Consider the following 19,270-nt stretch of genomic DNA (forward strand, 5'->3'; position numbering starts at 1 on the left):
TGAGTGGAGTGCCGGGCACAGGCCCGGCTCGTGGTGCCGGGTCACCTTCCGCGCCCGCATCCGCGAGGCGGCGTGGGTCGACCTCAGCCGAGGCTCTAGCGTGGTGGTGTGCGGACGAGGGCGGTGGCGGGCGGGCGGTGGGGCCGCCTGGCGCTGCTGCTCTGCACCCTGATCGGCCTCGCCGCCATGCACACCCTCGGCCACGGCGCGCACTCCGGCGGCACCCACTCCGGCCACGACGGGGCCACCCCGCGCAACGCCCACCCGGCCCCGGCGGCGCTCGCCGACGGCGCGGGTGGGGCCGTGGCGCTCGCCGACGGAATGGGTGTCCCTGTGGCGCTCGCCGGCGGCGCGGTTGTCCCTGTGCCGCTCGCCGGCGGCGCGGCTGTTCCCGTGGCGCTTGCCGGGGGCGCGGACGCGCTCCGGGCGTTCGCCGATGGAGTGGCCGTCCCCGTCGGTGGAGTGGCCGTCCGCGTCGGTGGAGTGGTCGCCGTCGTCGCCCTGGGTGCCCGCGCCGGCTGTCCGGCTGGTGGGTGCGCGTCCGCCCGGCTGCTGCCGGACGGTGGTCGCGCCGACGGGCCGTCCGGGTGGAGCGCCTGCCTGGCGGTGCTCGGCGCGCTCGGGGCGGCCCTGCTCGTCGCCGTGCTCCTGCTGACCGGGGCCCGGGCGGCCGGTCCGCCCGGCAGGCGGCCCGATGGCGGGCCCGCCGGACCGCGCGCCCCGCCACCCCGCCCGCTCGGCCTTCGGCTTGCCGAGGTCTCGGTGTCGCGTACGTAGGACGCCCCGGCGCGGTGCCCGGCTCCGCCGGTGACCCGTGTCTCCGTCCTGCCCACGTACGTGACCGAGACCGAAGGATCCACCATGACTACTCGTATGTTCGCGCGCCGCGTCGCCCTTGCCGGCGTGGCCCTGACCGCCGTCCTCGGCCTGGCCGCCTGCGGCTCCACCGAGCACGGCTCGCCCAGCCACGACGAGCCGGCCGCCGCCGGCACGACCACCGCCGGCACGACCACGGCCGGCACCACCACGGCTGGTGCCACTGCCGCCGGGACTCCGACGCGCGGGGCGGCTGCGTTCGGCGACGCCGACGTGATGTTCGCCCAGATGATGATCCCGCACCACCGGCAGGCCGTGGAGATGGCCGAGTTGGCCGAGACCCGCGCCGCCCACCCGGAGGTCAAGCGGCTCGCCGCCGCGATCAAGGCCGCCCAGGCACCGGAGATCGCCACCATGACCGGCTGGCTGACCGGGTGGGGCCGGCCGGTCCCGTCGCCCGCCCCGGGGCACGGGCACGGCATGCCGGAGATGGACCACGAGATGCCGGGGATGATGTCCGAGGCGGCCATGACGAAGCTGGCCGGCGCGCGTGGCGTCGACTTCGACCGGCAGTTCCTGACCATGATGATCGCCCACCACGAGGGCGCGATCGCCATGGCGAGGGAGGAACTGGCTGCGGGGACGAACCCTGCTGCCAAGGCGCTGGCCCAGCAGATCGCCACCAGCCAGCAGGGCGAGATCGACCAGATGAGGAAGATCCTCGCCGGGCTCTGACGGCCGGGCACCACGCGTCATGCCGGCGAGGTGGGGGTATCCGCAGCTCGGGATGCCCCCATGTCGCCGACATGAAGTCGATCAAGCGCCTGCCGGCGCGCGGGGCGAGCCCCGAGCCGGGCTGGGCGGGGTCAATCAGGCCGGGCGGGGTCAGTGGGGCGTGCGGGGCCAGCAGGGCCGGGGGCGTCAGTCAGTCGGGCCGGGCGGGTTCAGCCGCGCTTCATGAGGCGGCCGACGGCGGCCATCATCTCGGTGGCCATCGCGTCGGCCCGGCCCTCGACGGCGCCCTCGTGCATGCAGTGCCGGGCGTGCCCGTCGAGCAGGCCGAGGGCGACCTTGTCCAGGGCCGCCTGGATCGCGGAGATCTGGGTGAGCACGTCGATGCAGTAGCGGTCCTCGTCGACCATCTTCTCGATGCCACGGACCTGACCCTCCACGCGGCGGAGCCGCGCGAGCAACTGGTCCTTGCTGGCGGTGTACCCCCGGGTCGGGGTGGGCGCGGGTCCGGTCATGCGGCCGAGGTTAGCATACCCCTTGGGGGTATGGTACGGTTCCCTGCGCCAGATACCCCCACCCGGTATCGCCGGCGTTTCGAAGGCGACCGGCCCGCCTCCCGATTACCCCCCGGGGGTAACGTGAGGTGCAGCGGAAGGAGAGAGCGATGGTCAGCACGACGTACGAGGTGCGGGGGATGAGCTGCGGGCACTGCGCCGGCTCGGTCGTCACCGAGGTCGGCGCGATCGAGGGCGTCACCAACGTCAAGGTCGACCTGGAGGGCGGCCGGGTCACCGTCACCAGCGACAACCCGCTGGACACCGAAACCGTGCGCGCCGCCGTCGACGAGGCCGGATACACCCTCGTCGGCGCGTGACGCCGCCCCTGCGGAGAGAACGAGGCACCCGATGAACACGGCGACGAAGCTGAGCGGTTTCGCCCTCGGCCTGGCCGCGGTGTTCGGCGCGGCGTACGGGGTCGGCCAGGTGGTCGGCCCCGTCACCCCCGCTGCCGACACAAGCCACGACGCCGACCACGCCAGCGGCACCACCGGGGCCGACACCGGGGACGCCCCCACCGCCCACCTGCCCGGCGGGCTGCTCGTCTCCGACCGCGGCTACACCCTCGCCCCGCTGGCCGCGCCGGCTGGCGAGTTCGCCTTCCGGATCACCGGCCCCGACGGGCGGCCGGTCACCCGCTACGAGGTCGCGCACGACAAGCGGATGCACCTGATCGTCGCCCGGCGGGACCTCTCCGGCTTCCGGCACGTCCACCCCGAGGCGGGGCCGGACGGCACCTGGCGGGTGACGTCCCCGCTCGCCGGCCCCGGCGTCTGGCGGGCGTTCGCCGACTTCACCCCGGCCGGCGGGCCGGCGCTGACCCTCGGCGTCGACGTCGCCGTCCCCGGCGCGCTCGCCGCCCGGCCGCTGCCGCCGCCGACGACCGCCACGACCGTCGACGGCTACACCGTCACCCTGGCCGGCACGGCCCAGCCCGGCCGGGCCAGCCGGCTCACCCTGACCGTCAGCCGGGACGGCACGCCGGTCACCGACCTCCAGCCGTACCTCGGCGCGTACGGGCACCTGGTGGCCCTGCGCCAGGGCGACCTGGCGTACCTGCACGTGCATCCGGCAGGCGCGCCCGGCGACGGGGTGACCGCGGCCGGGCCGGCGGTCACGTTCTCCGCCGAGTTCCCCTCGGCCGGGACCTACCGGCTCTACCTCGACTTCCGGCACGGCGACGCGGTGCGCACCGCCGAGTTCACCGTCGTCGCCGACACCCCCGCCGGCCCCGGCGCGTCGGGCGGACCGACGGCGACCGGCGCACCGACGGCGTCCAGCGCACCGGCCACGACCGGTGAACCGAGGGCGACCGGCGCGCCGACGCTGACCGGCACACCGACGGCGACCGGCACACCGGCCGCCACCAGCACCCCGACCGCCGACGCCGGCCACGGCGTCCCCGGGCACGGGCACGACTGACGGGAGGCAGCGATGAGCTCGCCCACGCGACCGCTACCGGTCGCACCGAACCGCATCGAGCTGGCGATCGGCGGCATGACCTGCGCGTCCTGCGCCGCGAGGATCGAGAAGAAGCTCAACCGGATGGACGGCGTGACCGCCACGGTCAACTACGCCACCGAGAAGGCCACCATCTCGTACCCCGGCAACGTCACCCCCGACGACCTGATCGCGACCGTCACCAAGACCGGCTACACGGCCGCCCTGCCGCCCCCGCCCGAGCCGCCCGCCACCACCGTCGCCGAGCCGGTCGACGAGCTGCGCGGGCTGCGTACCCGGCTCTGGGTGTCCGTGGCCCTGGCCGTGCCGGTGGTCGTGCTCGCCATGATCCCGGCCTGGCAGTTCGACTACTGGCAGTGGCTGTCGCTGACCCTGGCCGCCCCGGTCGTGGTCTACGGCGGACTGCCGTTCCACCGGGCCGCGCTGGTCAACCTGCGCCACGGCGCGGCAACCATGGACACCCTCGTGTCGCTGGGCACCCTGGCCGCGTTCGGCTGGTCGCTGTGGGCGCTGTTCCTCGGCGACGCCGGCCAGCCGGGGATGACCCACCCGTTCCGGCTCGACATCACCCGCACCGACGGGGCCGGCAACATCTACCTGGAGGCGGCGGCCGGGGTGACGGTGTTCATCCTCGCCGGCCGCTACTTCGAGGCCCGCGCCAAGCGGACCGCCGGCGCCGCGCTGCGCGCCCTGCTGGAGCTGGGCGCGCGGGACGTCGCCGTGCTGCGCGACGGCGTGGAGACCCGGGTCCCGGTGGACCGGCTCGCCGTGGGGGACCGGTTCGTGGTCCGCCCCGGCGAGAAGATCGCCACCGACGGGGTGGTCGACGAGGGCACCTCGGCCGTCGACGCCAGCATGCTCACCGGCGAGTCCGTGCCGGTCGAGGTCGGTCCCGGCGACACCGTCGTCGGCGCGACCGTGAACGCCGGGGGCCGACTGGTGGTCACCGCGACCCGGGTCGGCGGCGACACCCAGCTCGCCCAGATGGCGCGGCTCGTCGAGCAGGCCCAGACCGGCAAGGCGGCCGTGCAGCGGCTGGCCGACCGGATCTCCGGGGTGTTCGTGCCGATCGTGATCGCGCTCGCCGCCGGCACCCTCGGCGGGTGGCTCGGCGCGGGGGCCGGCCCGGCGGCCGCGTTCACCGCCGCCGTGGCGGTGCTGATCATCGCCTGCCCGTGCGCCCTCGGCCTGGCCACCCCGACCGCCCTGCTGGTCGGCACCGGGCGCGGTGCGCAGCTCGGCATCCTGATCAAGGGCCCGGAGATGCTGGAATCCACCCGGCAGGTCGACACGGTGGTGCTGGACAAGACGGGCACCGTCACCACCGGCCGGATGGCCCTGGTCGACGTGGTTGCCGCCGACGGCGAGGACCGGGCCGCGCTGCTCCGGCTCGCCGGCTCGCTGGAGGCCGCGAGCGAGCACCCCGTCGCCCGCGCCGTGGCAGCCGGGGCCGCCGACGCCGGCCCGCTCGCCCCGGTGACCGGCTTCGCCACCGTGGAGGGGCTCGGCGTCACCGGCGCGGTCGACGGCCGCGAGCTGACCGTCGGGCGGCCCCGGCTGCTGCGGGAGCGCGGACTCGACGTACCGGAGGAGATCGAACGGGCGGTGACCGGCGCGGAGGCCGCCGGCCGGACGGCCGTGCTGGCCGGCTGGGACGGCCGGGCCCGGGGGATGCTCGCGGTGGCCGACGTGGTGAAACCGACAAGCGCGGCGGCCGTCGCCGGACTGCGCGCCCTCGGCCTCACGCCGATCCTGCTCACCGGCGACAACGCCACGGTGGCGCGGGCGGTGGCCGCCGAGGTCGGCATCGCCGAGGTGACCGCCGAGGTGCTGCCCGCCGACAAGGTCGACGTGGTGAAGCAGCTCCAGGCCGCCGGCCGGACGGTGGCGATGATCGGCGACGGGATCAACGACGCCGCCGCCCTCGCCCAGGCCGATCTGGGCCTGGCGATGGGCACCGGCACCGACGTGGCGATCGAGGCCAGCGACCTGACCCTCGTCCGGGGCGACCTGACCGCCGCCGTGGACGCGATCCGGCTGTCCCGCCGCACCCTGGCGATCATCAAGGGCAACCTGTTCTGGGCGTTCGCCTACAACCTGGCCGCCCTCCCGCTGGCCGTCGCCGGCCTGCTCAACCCGATGATCGCGGGGGCGGCGATGGCGTTCTCCTCGGTCTTCGTCGTCGCCAACAGCCTCCGCCTGCGCCGCTTCCGGCCGGCCCGCGTCGGTTGAGGGTTTGGCGGGCCACGTCGGGGTACTGGATGGGTGTTGCACCACCCCAGTGACCAGGACGTTGGAGGTTCATGATGGGTTTCGACGACAAGATCGCCAACGCGTCCGAGGACGCCGCCGGCAAGCTGAAGGAGGGCGCCGGGCGGGCCACCGACGACGAGCGCCTGGAGGCCGAGGGCCGCAACGACCAGGCCAAGGCCAGCCTCAAGCAGGCCGGCGAGAAGATCAAGGACGCTTTCAAGAGCTGATTCCGTACGTCCCGTCGCGCGCGCCGGACCGGCCCCTCCTGCCGGCCCGGCGCGCGTCTGTGCTGCGGCGAGCCGGTGCGCCCGGGGTGGACGGCGACCGGCATGCTGGGACGGTCCCACCACCGAACGGGGAGAACATGTCTCGTCCTGCCGTGACCACGCTCCGCGCCGCCGCCCTGGTGGCCCTGCTCGCGCTGGCCGCCGGCTGCCAGTCCGACGACACCGCAGACGATCCGGCGGCCGGTCCCGCCACCGCCGCGCCCACCGCCGACGCCCCGACCGGTTCCGTCGAGCCGTTCGCCGCCACCTCGACGCCGTCCGCGTCCACGCCCGCCGTGACCGCCGCCAACACCGCCGAGGTGTGCGGGGAGGTCGACCGGCTGATCCTCGCCGGCAGCAAGAAGCTCGCCACGGACTCGGCCGCCGCCACCAAGGACAAGGAGACCACCCCCGACGAGCTCAACGACCGGCTCAAGCGGACCATCGCGGGGCTGGCCGGCGACGTCCGCAGGCAGGCGGCGCGCGCCGAGGACCCGGAGATCGAGAAGCTGATCGGGGACGTCGCGAAGCAGCTCGACGGGGGCGCGAAGGCCGCCAGCCCGGCGAAGTGGCTGGGGGAGACGTTCGTCGACATCCCGCCGAAGCTGGCCCGGGAGTGCCACGCCTGACGTCGGCCTAGGGAGGAAGAACGTTGGGTGGCCGCTAGGCTTCTCTGTACGCGGGCTTATTTCACCTAGTATCGTTAAGCCATGTCACATGGACCGACCAGGGTGACCCAGCCGCTGTTGGACGTTCTCGAAGTCCTGCTTGTCGCCGAGGATCATGATCTCCACGGCTGGGCGATCATGAAGGCTACGCGAAGGTCTGGACCAACCATCTACAAGATTCTGGAGCGTCTAGCGGCCTCCGAGTGGGTCGAGGGCCGGTGGGAGGTGCTCCGGTCCGACGAGAGCAGGCCTCGACGGCGCTTCTATCGGTTGACCCCCTTGGGAGTCGTCGAGGCGCGCAGCCTTCTGGCATCCCGTCGGCCGCGGCCCTCCAACGCATACCCCCGCCCTGCCTTCGGGTGTCAAGCGTGAGCCTTCGGGAGATCGTAAGTGCAATGGTTCTCAGCCTGATTGTGAACGGAGCATCTTCTCTGTCAGCCTGGTTGGCGTGGCGACTCGTTCCGTTCGCCGCGCGCTTGTGGACCTGCGATGCCGAGAGTCGCGCCGTATACGTCGAGGAATGGCAGTCGATCGTTGAAAGCCAGCCTGGCGGGTTTCTCAAGCTTGTGACGGCATTCCATTTTCTGGCTGTGGGTGCTCTGCGCTCGTCCCTTGGTCTTGTCAAGCGGTTGGCAGCTCCGAGCTTTGCTGTCCGTCTTGCCTCATCGGCGTTGATCGCCGCCGGTGCCTGCGGCATCGGGTTCGTTCTTGGTAGCCCGGGGTCGGCGATAACCGCGCTATCCCCTTGGCCAGATTGGCCTCCCGTGCTTCACCTGTTGGCTGAGATGGTGCGGGTGTACATGTCTGAGATGTAGTGCCGCCGCTCGGTTGCGGCCCGGTCCCCGGCCGACTCCAGCAGTAGGTGTTGCCCGGTGTGCGCCTCACCTGTCGGCCGGGCCCCGCCGGCGCGTCCCGGCGGGGGGCCGGGGCCGGTGCGCCGCGCCCGACACCCGGGCCGGGGCGGATCCGCCCGGGTGCAGCGTCGCCCGGTCGGCGGCGGAGGTGCCGGAGGCCCAGCCCTCCTCGTCGGCGACGGTGAGCCGCTTGCTGGTCACCCCGGGGAAGAGGTCGTCCAGCCGCTCCCGCACGGCGGTCGCGCGGGAGGCGAGCACCGGCAGCAGCCGCTCCCCACCCTGTTCCCGGGCGGCCTCCCGGCCCGCCTCGTCGGCGGCGGCCCGCAGCCGCTCGCCGATGCGCAGCGCGAACGCGTTGAGGAACGACTCGTCGTACGCCTTCGTGCGCCGGCTGCCGCCGCGCGTCCGGCGCTCGGTGCGGCCCCGCAGCATGGCGGCGGTGGCCTGCACCAGCAGCGACGTGTAGAGCAGCTCGACGGCGGCCAGGTCGGCGGGGAAACCGAGCACCGTGGCGAAGCCCAGGTCGTCGGACCACACCGACTCGCACCGGTTCGCGGCCGCCACCTCCTGCACCAGCAGCGCCTTCGCCCCCGGGTACGGCGGCTCGGTGCCCAGCCGCACGCCGCCGGGCGCGTCGCCCCGCTCGGCCGCCGCCTCGACCAGGGCCGCGTCGATGCTGTGCCGGGCCATCAGCTCCTGCGCCTTGCCGGTCAGCGCCTCCGCCTCCGCCGGGAAGGTCGTCGACTCGGCCTTGGCCAGCAGCGCCCGCACCCGGTCGAGCATCCGCGACCCGCTGCCGCCGCGCCCGACGGCCGCGGCGGGGGCGGTCACGCCGGGCGGCGGGCGCAGCACCGCGATCGGCGGCAGCCCCTCCACCAGCGCCAGCACGTCGACGGCGGCGCGCAGGGCGGCGATCCGGTCGGTGCCCTCCCGGGCCGCCCAGGCCGTCAGGTGTCGCCGGTCGTCGTCCCACCACACGGCCGCGTCGAGGCCGGCGAGCTGGTCGTCCCACCAGAGCGGCACCGGCTCGGGCTGGACCCTGCGCTGGGCGGCGGCCAGGTCGGCCACGAGCCGCCCGGCCGCCGGGCCGAGCCGGCGGGTCGCGATGCGGACCAGGTCGACGGGCTGCCAGCCCCGGGGCCAGAGCCGGCCCACGCCGCGCACCAGGCGCGCGGTCAGGGCCGCGTCGACGGCCGCCGGCCCGTCCGGCACGCCGCCGCCGACCACCAGGCGGTCCAACTGCCGTTCGGCGGCGCGCACGTCGGTGCCGCGCGCCGCCGCGAGGGCGTCGGCGACCAGGGCCTCGGCGTCCAGGGCGTTGGCGTCCGGCACGAGCTGCTCCTCAGGGTCGGGTGGCGCAACGTCCGCTGGCCGGGGCGGAGCCGGTCGACAGGTTCGGCCGGGAACCGGTCCGCCGGGAAACCGTACCGCCGCAGCAGCGCCGGCCGGGCGGGAGCGCCCCACCGCCGGTGAAATGACCGCCGGACGCCTCATCCGCAGCGGGTCGCCGTCCGTATCCATCCGTGCACGGGTGCGGAATCCGCCCGTGCGCCGACAGCGGATCGACGGGACGGAGCGCGAGTTGTCGAGTCGTACCCATGGCAGGTCCGGCCCGGGCGGGCACCGCCGGCGGCGCGCCGCCACCCGGAACGGGCCGCTGGTCGCGTGCGTCGCCCTGGCCGTGGTGGCGCTGGCGACGGCCGGCGCCGGGGCCGTCCGCCGGGGCGGGCCGGACCAGGCGGGCCGGCCGGTCGCCGCCGCGGGGGTCGCCGCGCCCACCCTCGCCGCGCCGACCACCCGGGCCCCGGGCCGGTCCGCGACCCCGACCGCGCAGGCGCCGGCCGACATCACCTTCCCACCCCGGGGTACGGGCGACTTCCGCGCCGCCACCCTGCGGGGGGCCGTCGCCGGGCGCTCCGGTGAGCTGCTGCGGTACCGGGTGACCGTGGAGGAGGGCATCGACGGCGTCGACGTGGAACGGTTCGGCCGGGAGGTGGGCGCGATCCTCGCCGACCCCCGGGGGTGGACCGGGGCGGGCCGGTGGCGGCTGCAACGCGTCGGCCCGGGCGACCCGGCCGACTTCACCGTCGCGCTCACCACCCCGGTGACCCGGGGCGTCCTCTGCGGGGACGTCACCGACCACTACACGTCCTGCCGCAACGGCGACCGGGTGGTGATCAACGTGGCGCGCTGGGCGGGCGGCGTGCCGCAGTTCGACGGCGACCTGGCCTCCTACCGCCGGTATCTGCTCAATCACGAGGTGGGCCACCGGCTCGGCCGGGGGCACGAGCTGTGCCCGGGCGCCGGGGGTCCCGCCCCGGTGATGCAGCAGCAGACCCTGGGCCTGCACGGCTGCCTCCCCAATCCCTGGCCCGAGGTGGACGGTGCCGTCTTCACCGGCCCGCCCGGCCAGTACGACGACCCGGTGCCGGCCGGCTGGTGACGGCGTCCGCCCCGGCGGCCGTCCGCCGGGCGGGCGTACCGCCGCCACGGTGGGTGAGTGCGATCGGCGGGGATGCCCGTTACGCTGGGGGACGACCGGCACCTGCCTTCTGCTACGAGGGATCGCTGCCGGCGGCCGATCAGGGGAGTTCCCGTTGGGCCCCGTCACACCACTGCCCGTTTCGCCACCGCCCCCCGGTGGCCTGTCGATCGGCCCGCTCACGGTCGCCGACGGCCGGGGACGACTCGTCGTGACCGGGGAGATCGACATCGCCACCTCGGGCGAGCTGGCCGTGGTCCTCGCCGCGCTGCTCGACGGCGCGCCGCCGGCCGCCCTGGAGCTCGACTTCGGCGGCGTCCGGTTCCTCGACTCCTCCGGCATCCTGGTGCTGCTGCGGGCCCAGGGCCGGGCCGCCGACCTGGGCTGCCGGCTCACCCTCGCCGACGTGCGGCCCACCGTCCACCGGGTGCTGGAGATCACCGGGGTGCTGGAGCTGCTCGGCCTGGGCGTCTCCGCCGAGGCCGCTGACGACCCCACGCCGGCCCGCTGACGGCGCGACGCCCGGTCAGGGCACGTCCACCAGCTCGCCGGTCTCGATGAGGTCGCGGGCGACGTCGAGCAGCTTCACGTTGAGCCGTTGGCTGGCCCGCACGAGCAGCGCGAACGCCTGTTCCCCGGTGAGCCGGTGCCGTTCCATCAGGATCCCCTTCGCCTGGCCGATCAGGTCCCGCACGTCCAGCGCTTGGGAGAGCTGCGCCAGCTTCCGGGCGTTCCCCATCGCCACCGCCGCGTGCGCGGCGAAGAGCACCCCGACCCGCTCCGACTCGTCGGTGAACGCCCCCGGCTCACGCGCGTAGAGGTTCAGTGCGCCGAGGCTGTCCCGGGCCAGGTAGAGCTGGAACGACAGCATGCTGCGCACGCCCAGCCCGTCGATCCGGCGGACGAACTCCGGCCAGCGGGTCTCCGCGGCGACGTCGGGCATCCGCACGGTGCGGTGCTCGAAGAGAGCCGTCAGGCAGGGCCCCTGACCCGTGTCGTACTGCGCCTGGTCGACCCGGCGTACCAGATTGCCCGTCGCCGCGCTGGTCACCACCCGGTGCCGGCCCTCGACCTCGGTGATCGCGGCGTGCCAGGCGCCCGGCACGGTCCCGACGGCGCACCGGACGATCCCGTCGAGGGTGGCGTCGAGGCCGGGTTCGTCCTGGAGGACGCGGGCGGCCTCGGCGAGGCGGGCGGCGAGGGCGTCGTCCGGGCCGGTGGCGCGGGGTCGACGGCTCGACGTGGCCCTGATCCGGCGTGGCCGGACCGGGTCCGGGCGGCTCTCGACGTTCACGACGACCCCTTCCGCCGCCGTTTCCTTCCGCGCCGACGGCCCCGGACCGATACCCGGGCGGCCGTCCGGCCAATCCCCGGCGACCCACCGCCGGCGGACGCCCGTCGGCGTCAGCGGGCGCCGCCCGCCTCCCCGGCCTCCCGCCGGGGAAAGGACGCCCAGATGTGCTTCGTGTCGTGGGTGGCGTACCAGCCGACGTCCAGGGAGAAGGCCCGGGCGAGCTGGAGGCCGCGGCCGCCGGCCCCCAGCGGGCGGGTGTCGGCCAGCTCGGGCACGGTGGTCAGGTCGTGGTCGGCGACGTCGAGGATGAACAGGTCGTCGTCGCGGAGCAGCCGGACGGTGGTGGGCGGCAGCCCGTGCAGCAGGGCGTTCGTGGCCAGTTCCGTGGCGACGAGCACGATCCGTTCGGGAATGTCGTCGAGCTCCTCACCCTCGGCGAGCGCGTGGCCGGTCAACGCCTCGTGCAGCGAGGCGCGCAGGCCGCGCAGCTCCGCCCCACTGGCCAGGGCCCAGGTCCGCATCTCGACGGCCCGGGGCGGTGGCGGCGACGTCCGCAGCGATCCCATGACCGGGCAGTACCCTGCGTGCTCGTCGTTCACACGGCCCCCCGGCCGGGCCCCGTCGCCCGACGGGCCCGGCCGGGGGGCCGCGGTCAGGCCAGCGGCTTGCCGCCGGTCACCCCGAGCACCTCGCCGGTGACGTAGCTGGACTCCTGCGAGGCGAAGAAGACGTACGCGGGGGCCAGCTCGGCCGGCTGGCCGGCCCGGCCCAGCGGGACGTCCTGGCCGAACGACTCGACGGCCTCCTCCGGCATGGTGGCGGGGATCAGCGGCGTCCAGACCGGCCCCGGCGCCACGCAGTTGACCCGGATGCCCCGGTCGGCCAGGTTCTGCGCCAGCCCCTTGGTGAAGTTGACGATGCCGGCCTTGGTGGTGGCGTAGTCGAGCAGCTGCGGGGAGGGCTGGTACGCCTGGATCGACGCGGTGTTGATGATCGTGGAGCCGGGCGCGAGGTGCGGCACGGCGGCCTTGCAGAGCCAGAACAGCGCGTACAGGTTGGTCTTGAGGACCCGGTCGAACTGCTCGGTGGTGATGTCGGTGATGCCGCCCTCCTGCGCCATCTGGTGTGCGGCGTTGTTCACCAGGATGTCCAGCCCGCCCAGCTCGTCGACGGCCCGCCGGACGATCTCCGCGCAGTGCTCCTCCTCGCGGATGTCGCCGGGCACGGTGACCACGGTGCGGCCGGCGGCACGGACGAGGCGGGCGGTCTCCTCGGCGTCGTCCTTCTCCTCCGGCAGGTAGGTGATCAGCACGTCCGCGCCCTCCCGGGCGAAGGCGATGGCCACCGCGCGGCCGATGCCGGAGTCCCCGCCGGTGATCACGGCCCGCTTGCCGGTCAGCCGGCCGGTGCCCCGGTAGCTGTCCTCGCCGTGGTCGGGGGTGTCGGGCATCCGTCCGGTCCGCCCGGGGGCCGACTGCTGTCCGCCGGTCTGCTCGTCGGGGGCGGGAAACTGCTCCTGGGGGTCCTGCCTGTCGTACTGGTCGTGGGTCACGGCCGCATCCCTTTCCTCCGGGGCCGGTGGTACACCACTGGACTTCCCCGGTCGGACACGCCCAATCACCTCACCTGATGACAATCGCGGTCCGGCCGGGCGGCCCGGGCGGCAGGGGGGCGCTCACCCGCCGTCGTCCGGACCGCTACCGTGTTCCGTGTTCCGGCCGGGGCGAGGCAAGTCCAGGGGCAGCGGGACGGGTCGACCGGCGTAACGGCGTGGACACACGTGGGGCACCGCAGGGTGCGCCTCCGGGTCCATGATGTTCGTCGGTTGTGCAGACACCGGTTCACGGACCCGACGGGGAAGAAGACGATGACCGCCAGTACGAATGCTCCGAAAGTCAGCGTGGTGGTGCCGGCCTACAACTCGGGCCCGCACATCGAGAGGCTGATCGCCTCGCTGCTGCGCCAGTCGCTGCCGCCGGGGGAGTTCGAGGCGGTCTTCGTCGACGACGGCTCCACCGACTCGACCGGGGCCCGGCTGGACGAGCTGGCCGCCGAGCACCCGCACATCCGGGTGGTGCACATCGAGAACTCCGGTTGGCCGTCGCGGCCGCGCAACGTCGGCGTGGCCAACGCCCGCGGCGAGTACGTCTTCTTCTCCGACGATGACGACTGGTTCGGCGACGAGGCGCTGGAGCGTCTCTACGCGTACGCCGTCGAGAACGACGCGGACATCGTGATCGGCAAGATGGCCGGCCACGGGCGCTCGGTGCCGCGTGAGCTGTTCCGCCGGGACCGCCCCGACGCCACGCTGGACAACGCGCCGCTGATCGACAGCCTGACGGCGCACAAGCTGTTCCGCCGGTCCTTCCTCGACGGGCACGAGATCCGCTTCGTGGAGGAGAAGCGCCGGCTGGAGGACCACCTCTTCGTGGTGCGGGCCTTCCTGCTGTCCAAGCGCACCTCCGTGCTGTCGAACTACGTCTGCTACCACCACATCCGCCGGCAGGACGCCGGCAACGTGACGGCGCAGGGGCTGGACCCGGCGGGCTACTACGCCAACCTGCGCGACGTGCTGGACGTCGTCGACGCGCACACGGAGCCGGGGCCGCTGCGCGACAGGCTGCACCGGCGCTGGCTGCGCAACGAGATGGTCAGCCGGCTGCGCGGCAAGCGGTTCCTCGGCGAGCCGGCCGACTGGGTGGAGCAGGTGGCGCTGGAGTGCGGCAAGATCATCCGGGAGCGCTTCGCGCCGGGCGTGGCCGCCGGGCTCCCGCCGCTGCAACGGGCGATCACGGCCCTCGCCGCGGCCGACGACCTCGCCGGGCTGCGCGAGCTCGCCGAGTGGGAGACGGGCGTCCGGGTCCGGGCCCGGGTCGACGGGCACCGGGTGGACGGGACGGTCCTCACCGTCGACGTCACCGCGCACCTCGCGTCCGGCGACCAGCCGGTGACCCTCACCGCCTCCGACGGGCGTTACGAGATCGTCCTGCCCGTCGACCTCGACCCGGAGGTCCTCGACGTCACCGCCCGCCGGGCCATGACCCGGCTCGACGTGGTGGCCCGGCGCAAGGAGGGCGGCGAGGAGTGCTTCCTGCCGGTCGAGTTCCGGGTCGAGGACGAACCGGTCCCCGACGCGGGGCCGGGGCGGGTGCATCTCGTGCACCACGCCACCGCCACGGTGGACTTCGCCACCCTGAACGGGGGCCGGACCGAGGGCACCTGGCTGCTCAAGGCCCGCCTCACCGAGAACGGGTGGACCGAGGACACGCGGCTCCCGCTGACCTTCCGGTGCGCCGCCGACGGGGCCCCGCCGGCACGGGTCGTCCCCGCCGCGAAGCAGAAGCCCGCCCTGCACCAGCGCGTACGCAACCGCCTGCGCCGGGTGGCCAGGCGGCTGCTGGGCCGGTAAGGAAGGGCCCCCTGTTAACGCATTCGGCATAGCAGGGTTCCCCTCTCACCTCTTCGTGGACCGGAGGGCATCCCGTGGGCGGATGAACCGTTTCGCCGCTGCCCGCGTAGTCATCGTCAGCGCCGTGCGGCGTCCGGCTGGGCGGCGGGGCGACGGGCGCGGCGTCGACGATCCGAGGTGTCCCGGTGGCGGGGCGACGGGAGGACCACCATGACCAGCGACCCGCGGCCCGGACGACGGACGTTGCGCCGGGCCTGGGGGCTCACCCGCTCACTGGCCATCTACCACGGCCAACCGCACAAGCACCGCCGGGCGCTGGAGCTCTACCGGGAGTTCCTCGGGCCCGGGGACGTCGGCTTCGACATCGGCGCCCACGTCGGCGGCCGGGTGCGCACCTGGCGGCGGCTGGGCGCGCGGGTGGTCGCGGTGGAGCCGCAACCCGACTGCCTGCGGGCCCTGCGCCTCTTCTTCGGCCGGGACCCGGACGTGACGATCGTGCCCGAGGCCGTCGGCGCGCACGCCGGGACGGCGCGGCTCGCCCTGTCCACGGCCACCCCGACGGTCTCGACGATGTCGACCGACTGGATCGAGTCGGTCGCGGCGGACGACAGCTTCTCCCGGGTCCGCTGGGACCGGTCGGTCGAGGTCGACGTGGTGACCCTCGACGACCTCGTCGCGGCGCACGGCGTGCCCGCGTTCTGCAAGATCGACGTCGAGGGCTTCGAGGTGGACGTGCTGTCGGGGCTCAGCCGGGCCCTGCCCGCGCTGTCCTTCGAGTATCTTCCCCCGGCCCACGACGCGGCCCTCGCCGCGCTGGCGATCGTGGACCGACTGGGCGGCATGGCCGGCGGGTACCGTTACAACTATTCGCCGGTGGAGACGATGCGCTACGCCAGCGAGGAGTGGCTCGACGCGGCCGGGCTGGTGCGGCTGCTGGAGCGGTTCCGCCCGGCGGGCCGCTCCGGCGACGTCTACGCCCGGCTGAGCAGGGCCTGAGGCCGGCCCCGGAGCGGGGTCAGCACGGAACGTAACCGCCGGCCGATCCGTTCGGTGGAGTGAGATTCGCTCCGATGGTGGTGCGTTCCGTCGCCGGGATCATGTCTGATGGCGATCGGCCGGATTCCGGCGGGGCGCGGGGTGGTGAGGCGGTTGCGCCTCTTACGGTGTCCTCGGCATGCCGGCAGGTGGACGCTGCCGGGGCCGACCCGGTGGCGCGATGCGGGCGCTTACAGGGGGTTGTCTCGATGCGTGTTCGGAGCCGCGTCATCGCGGGTCTGGTGGCCGGGACTGTCGTGTTGATCGGCCAACCGGTCATCGCGGCGGTGTCTGCCTGGCAGGCGGGTCTTGCCGCCAAGGCGCTCGTCGTGGAAAGGCCGGGGCACACCGGGCTGGTGCCCAGCGCACCGCGCAACGACGTCCCGAGGATCACCGACGGTGAGGTCACCGACATCGAGGTGATCGGGAACCGGGTCTTCATCGCCGGCTCGTTCACCGGGATCGCCAACGTCGGGCAGACCGCGCTGGCGCAGCGGTGGCTGGCGTCGTACAACATCGACACGGGCAAGGTGGACACCGCCTTCCGGCCGACGTTCGACGGGGCCGTCGAGTCGGTCGAGGCGTCGCCCGACGGCTCGGCGCTCTACGTGGCCGGCACGTTCAACACGGTCGGCGGGCTCACCAAGCGCAAGGTCGCCCGGCTCGACCCGGTGACCGGCGCCCCGGTCGCCGGCTTCACCGCGCAGGGCAACGGCCGCGGGACCGCCCTGGCCGTGACCAACGACGCGGTGTACGTGGGCGGCCAGTTCACCAAGATCAACAGCACGAACCGCACCGGCCTGGCGGCGCTCAACCCGACGACGGGAGCGGTGGACACCGGCTTCGACCTGCAACTGTCCGGCGGCATCGGCGTCGGCGGCATGCTCACCGTGCAGCAGCTCAAGCTGACCCACGACGGCGCGAAGCTGATGGTCGTCCACACCGGCCGGCAGATCGCCGGCCAGGACCGTTACGGCGTCGGCCTGATCGACACCGCCGCCAAGACCCTGCTGCCGTGGCGCACCCGGCTGTGGGAGGACAACCTCTCGTTCGTCGGCGGCATCCAGCGGGCCTTCGGCGGCGACATCGCGCCGGACGACTCGTACTTCGTGGTCACCAGCGGCTCGGGCGGCGACCGCCCGCCGATCAACGACACCGCGATGGCGTTCCCGGTGGCCGGCGGCGACAACGTCGAGCCGATCTGGATCTCCCGGCACTTCGACAGCATCTACTCGGTCGCCGTCACCGAGGCGGCCGTGTACGTCGGCGGCCACTTCAGCTGGCAGGAGTCGCCGACCGCCAACGTCCCGTGGCCGGGCCTGGACAACGTCGGGTACGGCACGGGCCAGGGCCTCAGCGGCTACGGCCTCGGCGACCAGGTGGTCCGCCGCGACCACCTCGGCGCGCTCGACCCGGCGACGGGCACCGCCCTGGAGTGGAACCCGGGTTCCAGCTCCTACGAGGGCGAGAAGGCGATGCTGGCCACCCCGCGCGGCCTCTTCGTCGGCGGCGACGGCAACACCAAGGGCGGCCAGACGGTGGGCCGGGTCGGCTTCTTCGACCTGGGCCGGGTGCCGGCGCCCTCGGCGGTGGAGACGACGATCGACACGCCCATCGAGGGCCGGGTGAAGCCCGCCAACGGCTCGTTCACCATCGAGGGCCAGGCGACCGCGCCGTCCGGCGTCAAGAAGGTGCAGGTCGAGATCCAGAACCGCGGCTCCAAGAAGTACCTCCAGCCGGACCTGAAGACGTGGGGCTCGTCCGCCGTCATCGTGTCGACCCTGGCCAGCCCGAACGCCACCTCGACCATGTGGTCGCTGGCCGTCTCGCTGCCCGTCGGCGAATACCAGATCCAGGCGAAGACGTTCGGTCGCACCAGCAGCGAGACCGACGCGACGAAGGCCGTCAAGAAGATCGAGACGTTCAGCTTCGACGACCTGCCCCCGACGACGAAGATCAGCGCGCCGGCCGCCGGCCTGCTCGCCACGAAGACCTTCGTGGCCACCGGCACCGCCACCGACGACAAGGGCGTCGAGGCGCTGACCTACTCGTTCCGCACCCCGGACAACCACTACCTCCAGGACGACGGCACGGTCGCGCCGGTCTACAACACGTTCCGCACGGAGCCGGACGTGATCGGCGCGGTGTCGACCACCTGGCAGGTCGAGGTGACCCTGCCGACCGAGGGCGAGTGGCGGATGACCGCCACCGCCGTCGACACCGCCGGCCAGGCCGACCTCAAGGGCGAGGTCCGCGACTGGATCATCGCGGAGGACGGGGTGGCGCCGACGGTGGCCATCACCGCGCCCGCCGCGATGAACCCGCCCACCGCCGCCGCGCCGATCACGGTCGCCCCTGGCAGCCCGGTCACCTTCTCCGGCACCGCCAGCGACGACGGCACCCTGAAGTCGGTCGAGGTCTACCTGCGCAACACCACCACCCGCGAGTCGCTGGCCGCCGACGGCACGTGGGGCGTGGACGCGGTCGCGGCGTACCACCGGGTGTCGCCGACGAACCTCAACGCCGCGTCGTACAACTGGTCGTTCACCACGGCGTCGCTCACCCCGGGCATCTACGACTTCCGGGTCCGCGCCACCGACAACCTGGGCCTGGTCACGACGAACGCCGACCTGGGCAAGCTGAGCGTCACCGCCCAGGTGCCGGGCGACGCCTTCCCGAACGGCAAGCTGAACTTCACCGGCACCGACCAGAACGTCGAGCAGCTGCACCTCGACCTGGCCGGCACCGCGACCGACGACAAGGGCGTGCAGGCCGTCCGGGTGGCGCTGCGCGACCTGGACACCGGCCGCTACGTGCAGCCCAACGGCACGATGGCGGCGAGCTTCGCCACGGTGAACGCCACGCTCGCCGCGCCCGGCGCGAAGAGCACCGCCTTCACCCTGTCGATCGACCTGCCGACCAAGGGCGAGTACAGCGTCGAGGCGTGGGCCGTCGACACGTCGGGCCAGCAGGACAGTTCGACCTCCGGGGCCACCGCCAAGTACCTCGTCTACCCGGGCGACCTCGACCCGCGCCTGGAGCCGAGCCTCAGCCCGACCAACGGCGCGGTCTTCGGCGACTCGCGGATCGTGGTGACCGGGCGCGCGGTGGACGACGTCGGCATGTCGAAGGTGGAGGTGCAGATCGTCAACGGCGCGGGCCAGGGGATGAGCTCCTCCGGCACGTTCGGTGGCGGCTCCGCCCCGTGGATCGCCACGTTCCTCACCAGCCCGGGCTCGCCGGGGTCGAACTTCGCCTACACGTCGCCGGTGGTGCCGGCGGGCAAGTACACCATCTCGGTGCGGGCGGTCGACAACTACGGGCAGCTCCAGCAGCCGCCCACCACCATCTCGGTGACCGTCAGCTGAGCTGACGTCGGTTTCACCCGGGCCGCGTCGGGGCGATCTCCGCCCCGACGCGGCCCGGCCCGCATCCGGCCGCCC

The 19,270-nt window shown here is 74.0% G+C and carries 19 protein-coding genes; 14 read left to right on the forward strand and 5 right to left on the reverse strand.

Going from position 1 to position 19,270, the window contains the following annotated elements; all coding sequences use genetic code 11:
* Window positions 1-108 precede the first annotated feature (108 nt).
* Window positions 109-777, forward strand: coding sequence for a hypothetical protein (locus O7628_RS15455; protein WP_278131353.1), 669 nt, complete (start codon window positions 109-111; stop codon window positions 775-777).
* Between the two features lie 84 nt (window positions 778-861).
* Window positions 862-1,551 carry a DUF305 domain-containing protein gene (locus O7628_RS15460; protein ID WP_278131356.1) on the forward strand — a complete coding sequence of 230 codons (690 nt, stop codon included), beginning with the start codon at window positions 862-864 and terminating at the stop codon, window positions 1,549-1,551.
* A 209-nt stretch (window positions 1,552-1,760) separates the two neighbouring features.
* On the opposite strand, the gene O7628_RS15465 is transcribed toward O7628_RS15460, so the two are convergent.
* Window positions 1,761-2,063: a metal-sensitive transcriptional regulator gene (locus O7628_RS15465; protein ID WP_278131358.1), complete on the reverse strand. Its 303-nt coding sequence runs from the start codon at window positions 2,061-2,063 to the stop codon at window positions 1,761-1,763.
* 149 nt (window positions 2,064-2,212) lie between these two features.
* Here O7628_RS15465 and O7628_RS15470 point away from each other — a divergent pair, with 149 nt between their 5' ends.
* The 7 genes from O7628_RS15470 to O7628_RS15500 all read left to right on the forward strand — a co-directional run bounded on the left by O7628_RS15470 (window position 2,213) and on the right by O7628_RS15500 (window position 7,568).
* Window positions 2,213-2,422: a heavy-metal-associated domain-containing protein gene (locus tag O7628_RS15470; RefSeq protein ID WP_178063103.1), complete on the forward strand. Its 210-nt coding sequence runs from the start codon at window positions 2,213-2,215 to the stop codon at window positions 2,420-2,422.
* 31 nt (window positions 2,423-2,453) lie between these two features.
* On the forward strand, window positions 2,454-3,527 hold the full coding sequence (locus O7628_RS15475; protein WP_278131361.1) for a hypothetical protein: 1,074 nt from the start codon (window positions 2,454-2,456) through the stop codon (window positions 3,525-3,527).
* A 12-nt stretch (window positions 3,528-3,539) separates the two neighbouring features.
* Window positions 3,540-5,798: a heavy metal translocating P-type ATPase gene (locus tag O7628_RS15480; protein ID WP_278131363.1), complete on the forward strand. Its 2,259-nt coding sequence runs from the start codon at window positions 3,540-3,542 to the stop codon at window positions 5,796-5,798.
* A gap of 74 nt (window positions 5,799-5,872) precedes the next feature.
* A complete protein-coding gene (locus tag O7628_RS15485; protein WP_043961622.1) occupies window positions 5,873-6,046 on the forward strand; it encodes a CsbD family protein in 174 nt (57 codons plus the stop codon).
* A 152-nt stretch (window positions 6,047-6,198) separates the two neighbouring features.
* Complete coding sequence (locus O7628_RS15490; RefSeq protein ID WP_278131365.1) at window positions 6,199-6,714, forward strand: hypothetical protein; 516 nt, start codon at window positions 6,199-6,201, stop codon at window positions 6,712-6,714.
* Between the two features lie 81 nt (window positions 6,715-6,795).
* Window positions 6,796-7,125, forward strand: a complete 330-nt coding sequence (locus tag O7628_RS15495) for a helix-turn-helix transcriptional regulator (RefSeq protein ID WP_278131367.1) — start codon at window positions 6,796-6,798, stop codon at window positions 7,123-7,125.
* A gap of 23 nt (window positions 7,126-7,148) precedes the next feature.
* Window positions 7,149-7,568, forward strand: coding sequence for a hypothetical protein (locus O7628_RS15500; RefSeq protein WP_278131369.1), 420 nt, complete (start codon window positions 7,149-7,151; stop codon window positions 7,566-7,568).
* 66 nt (window positions 7,569-7,634) lie between these two features.
* On the opposite strand, the gene O7628_RS15505 is transcribed toward O7628_RS15500, so the two are convergent.
* Window positions 7,635-8,939 (reverse strand): DUF2786 domain-containing protein, encoded by a 1,305-nt coding sequence (locus O7628_RS15505; RefSeq protein WP_278131371.1) that lies wholly within the window; start codon window positions 8,937-8,939, stop codon window positions 7,635-7,637.
* Between the two features lie 199 nt (window positions 8,940-9,138).
* Here O7628_RS15505 and O7628_RS15510 point away from each other — a divergent pair, with 199 nt between their 5' ends.
* The gene (locus tag O7628_RS15510) at window positions 9,139-10,050 is read left to right on the forward strand and encodes a DUF3152 domain-containing protein (RefSeq protein WP_278131373.1); all 912 of its coding nucleotides are present in this window, start codon (window positions 9,139-9,141) and stop codon (window positions 10,048-10,050) included.
* Window positions 10,051-10,300: 250 nt separating this feature from the next.
* Window positions 10,301-10,600: an STAS domain-containing protein gene (locus O7628_RS15515; protein ID WP_278131375.1), complete on the forward strand. Its 300-nt coding sequence runs from the start codon at window positions 10,301-10,303 to the stop codon at window positions 10,598-10,600.
* Between the two features lie 15 nt (window positions 10,601-10,615).
* Here the strand turns inward: O7628_RS15515 and O7628_RS15520 are convergent, their stop codons facing one another.
* From O7628_RS15520 to O7628_RS15530, 3 genes are all read right to left on the reverse strand, one after another.
* Window positions 10,616-11,383: a GAF and ANTAR domain-containing protein gene (locus O7628_RS15520; protein WP_278131376.1), complete on the reverse strand. Its 768-nt coding sequence runs from the start codon at window positions 11,381-11,383 to the stop codon at window positions 10,616-10,618.
* Between the two features lie 110 nt (window positions 11,384-11,493).
* Window positions 11,494-11,949, reverse strand: a complete 456-nt coding sequence (locus tag O7628_RS15525; RefSeq protein ID WP_278131378.1) for an ATP-binding protein — start codon at window positions 11,947-11,949, stop codon at window positions 11,494-11,496.
* Between the two features lie 86 nt (window positions 11,950-12,035).
* Entirely contained in the window at window positions 12,036-12,935 is a 900-nt protein-coding gene (locus O7628_RS15530; RefSeq protein ID WP_278131380.1) for an SDR family oxidoreductase, read from the reverse strand.
* Window positions 12,936-13,250: 315 nt separating this feature from the next.
* Here O7628_RS15530 and O7628_RS15535 point away from each other — a divergent pair, with 315 nt between their 5' ends.
* The 3 genes from O7628_RS15535 to O7628_RS15545 all read left to right on the forward strand — a co-directional run bounded on the left by O7628_RS15535 (window position 13,251) and on the right by O7628_RS15545 (window position 19,195).
* Complete coding sequence (locus tag O7628_RS15535; protein WP_278131381.1) at window positions 13,251-14,792, forward strand: glycosyltransferase family 2 protein; 1,542 nt, start codon at window positions 13,251-13,253, stop codon at window positions 14,790-14,792.
* A 210-nt stretch (window positions 14,793-15,002) separates the two neighbouring features.
* Window positions 15,003-15,788 (forward strand): FkbM family methyltransferase, encoded by a 786-nt coding sequence (locus O7628_RS15540; RefSeq protein ID WP_278131383.1) that lies wholly within the window; start codon window positions 15,003-15,005, stop codon window positions 15,786-15,788.
* Between the two features lie 248 nt (window positions 15,789-16,036).
* Window positions 16,037-19,195, forward strand: a complete 3,159-nt coding sequence (locus tag O7628_RS15545; protein ID WP_278131385.1) for an Ig-like domain-containing protein — start codon at window positions 16,037-16,039, stop codon at window positions 19,193-19,195.
* The last annotated feature ends 75 nt before the right edge of the window (window positions 19,196-19,270 follow it).

It is taken from the genome of Micromonospora sp. WMMD956 (assembly GCF_029626125.1).
In the GTDB taxonomy this organism is placed as follows: Bacteria; Actinomycetota; Actinomycetes; order Mycobacteriales; family Micromonosporaceae; genus Micromonospora; species Micromonospora carbonacea.

Bases quoted from the DNA above. Each gene is read 5' to 3' on its own strand.
- O7628_RS15500 (WP_278131369.1), top strand. From the start codon at position 7,149: ATGGTTCTCAGCCTGATTGTGAACGGAGCATCTTCTCTGTCAGCCTGG.
- O7628_RS15465 (WP_278131358.1), bottom strand. From the start codon at position 2,063: ATGACCGGACCCGCGCCCACCCCGACCCGGGGGTACACCGCCAGCAAG.
- O7628_RS15545 (WP_278131385.1), top strand. From the start codon at position 16,037: ATGCGTGTTCGGAGCCGCGTCATCGCGGGTCTGGTGGCCGGGACTGTC.
- O7628_RS15460 (WP_278131356.1), top strand. From the start codon at position 862: ATGACTACTCGTATGTTCGCGCGCCGCGTCGCCCTTGCCGGCGTGGCC.
- O7628_RS15475 (WP_278131361.1), top strand. From the start codon at position 2,454: ATGAACACGGCGACGAAGCTGAGCGGTTTCGCCCTCGGCCTGGCCGCG.
- O7628_RS15495 (WP_278131367.1), top strand. From the start codon at position 6,796: ATGTCACATGGACCGACCAGGGTGACCCAGCCGCTGTTGGACGTTCTC.
- O7628_RS15535 (WP_278131381.1), top strand. From the start codon at position 13,251: ATGACCGCCAGTACGAATGCTCCGAAAGTCAGCGTGGTGGTGCCGGCC.
- O7628_RS15540 (WP_278131383.1), top strand. From the start codon at position 15,003: ATGACCAGCGACCCGCGGCCCGGACGACGGACGTTGCGCCGGGCCTGG.
- O7628_RS15470 (WP_178063103.1), top strand. From the start codon at position 2,213: ATGGTCAGCACGACGTACGAGGTGCGGGGGATGAGCTGCGGGCACTGC.
- O7628_RS15485 (WP_043961622.1), top strand. From the start codon at position 5,873: ATGGGTTTCGACGACAAGATCGCCAACGCGTCCGAGGACGCCGCCGGC.
- O7628_RS15480 (WP_278131363.1), top strand. From the start codon at position 3,540: ATGAGCTCGCCCACGCGACCGCTACCGGTCGCACCGAACCGCATCGAG.
- O7628_RS15525 (WP_278131378.1), bottom strand. From the start codon at position 11,949: ATGGGATCGCTGCGGACGTCGCCGCCACCGCCCCGGGCCGTCGAGATG.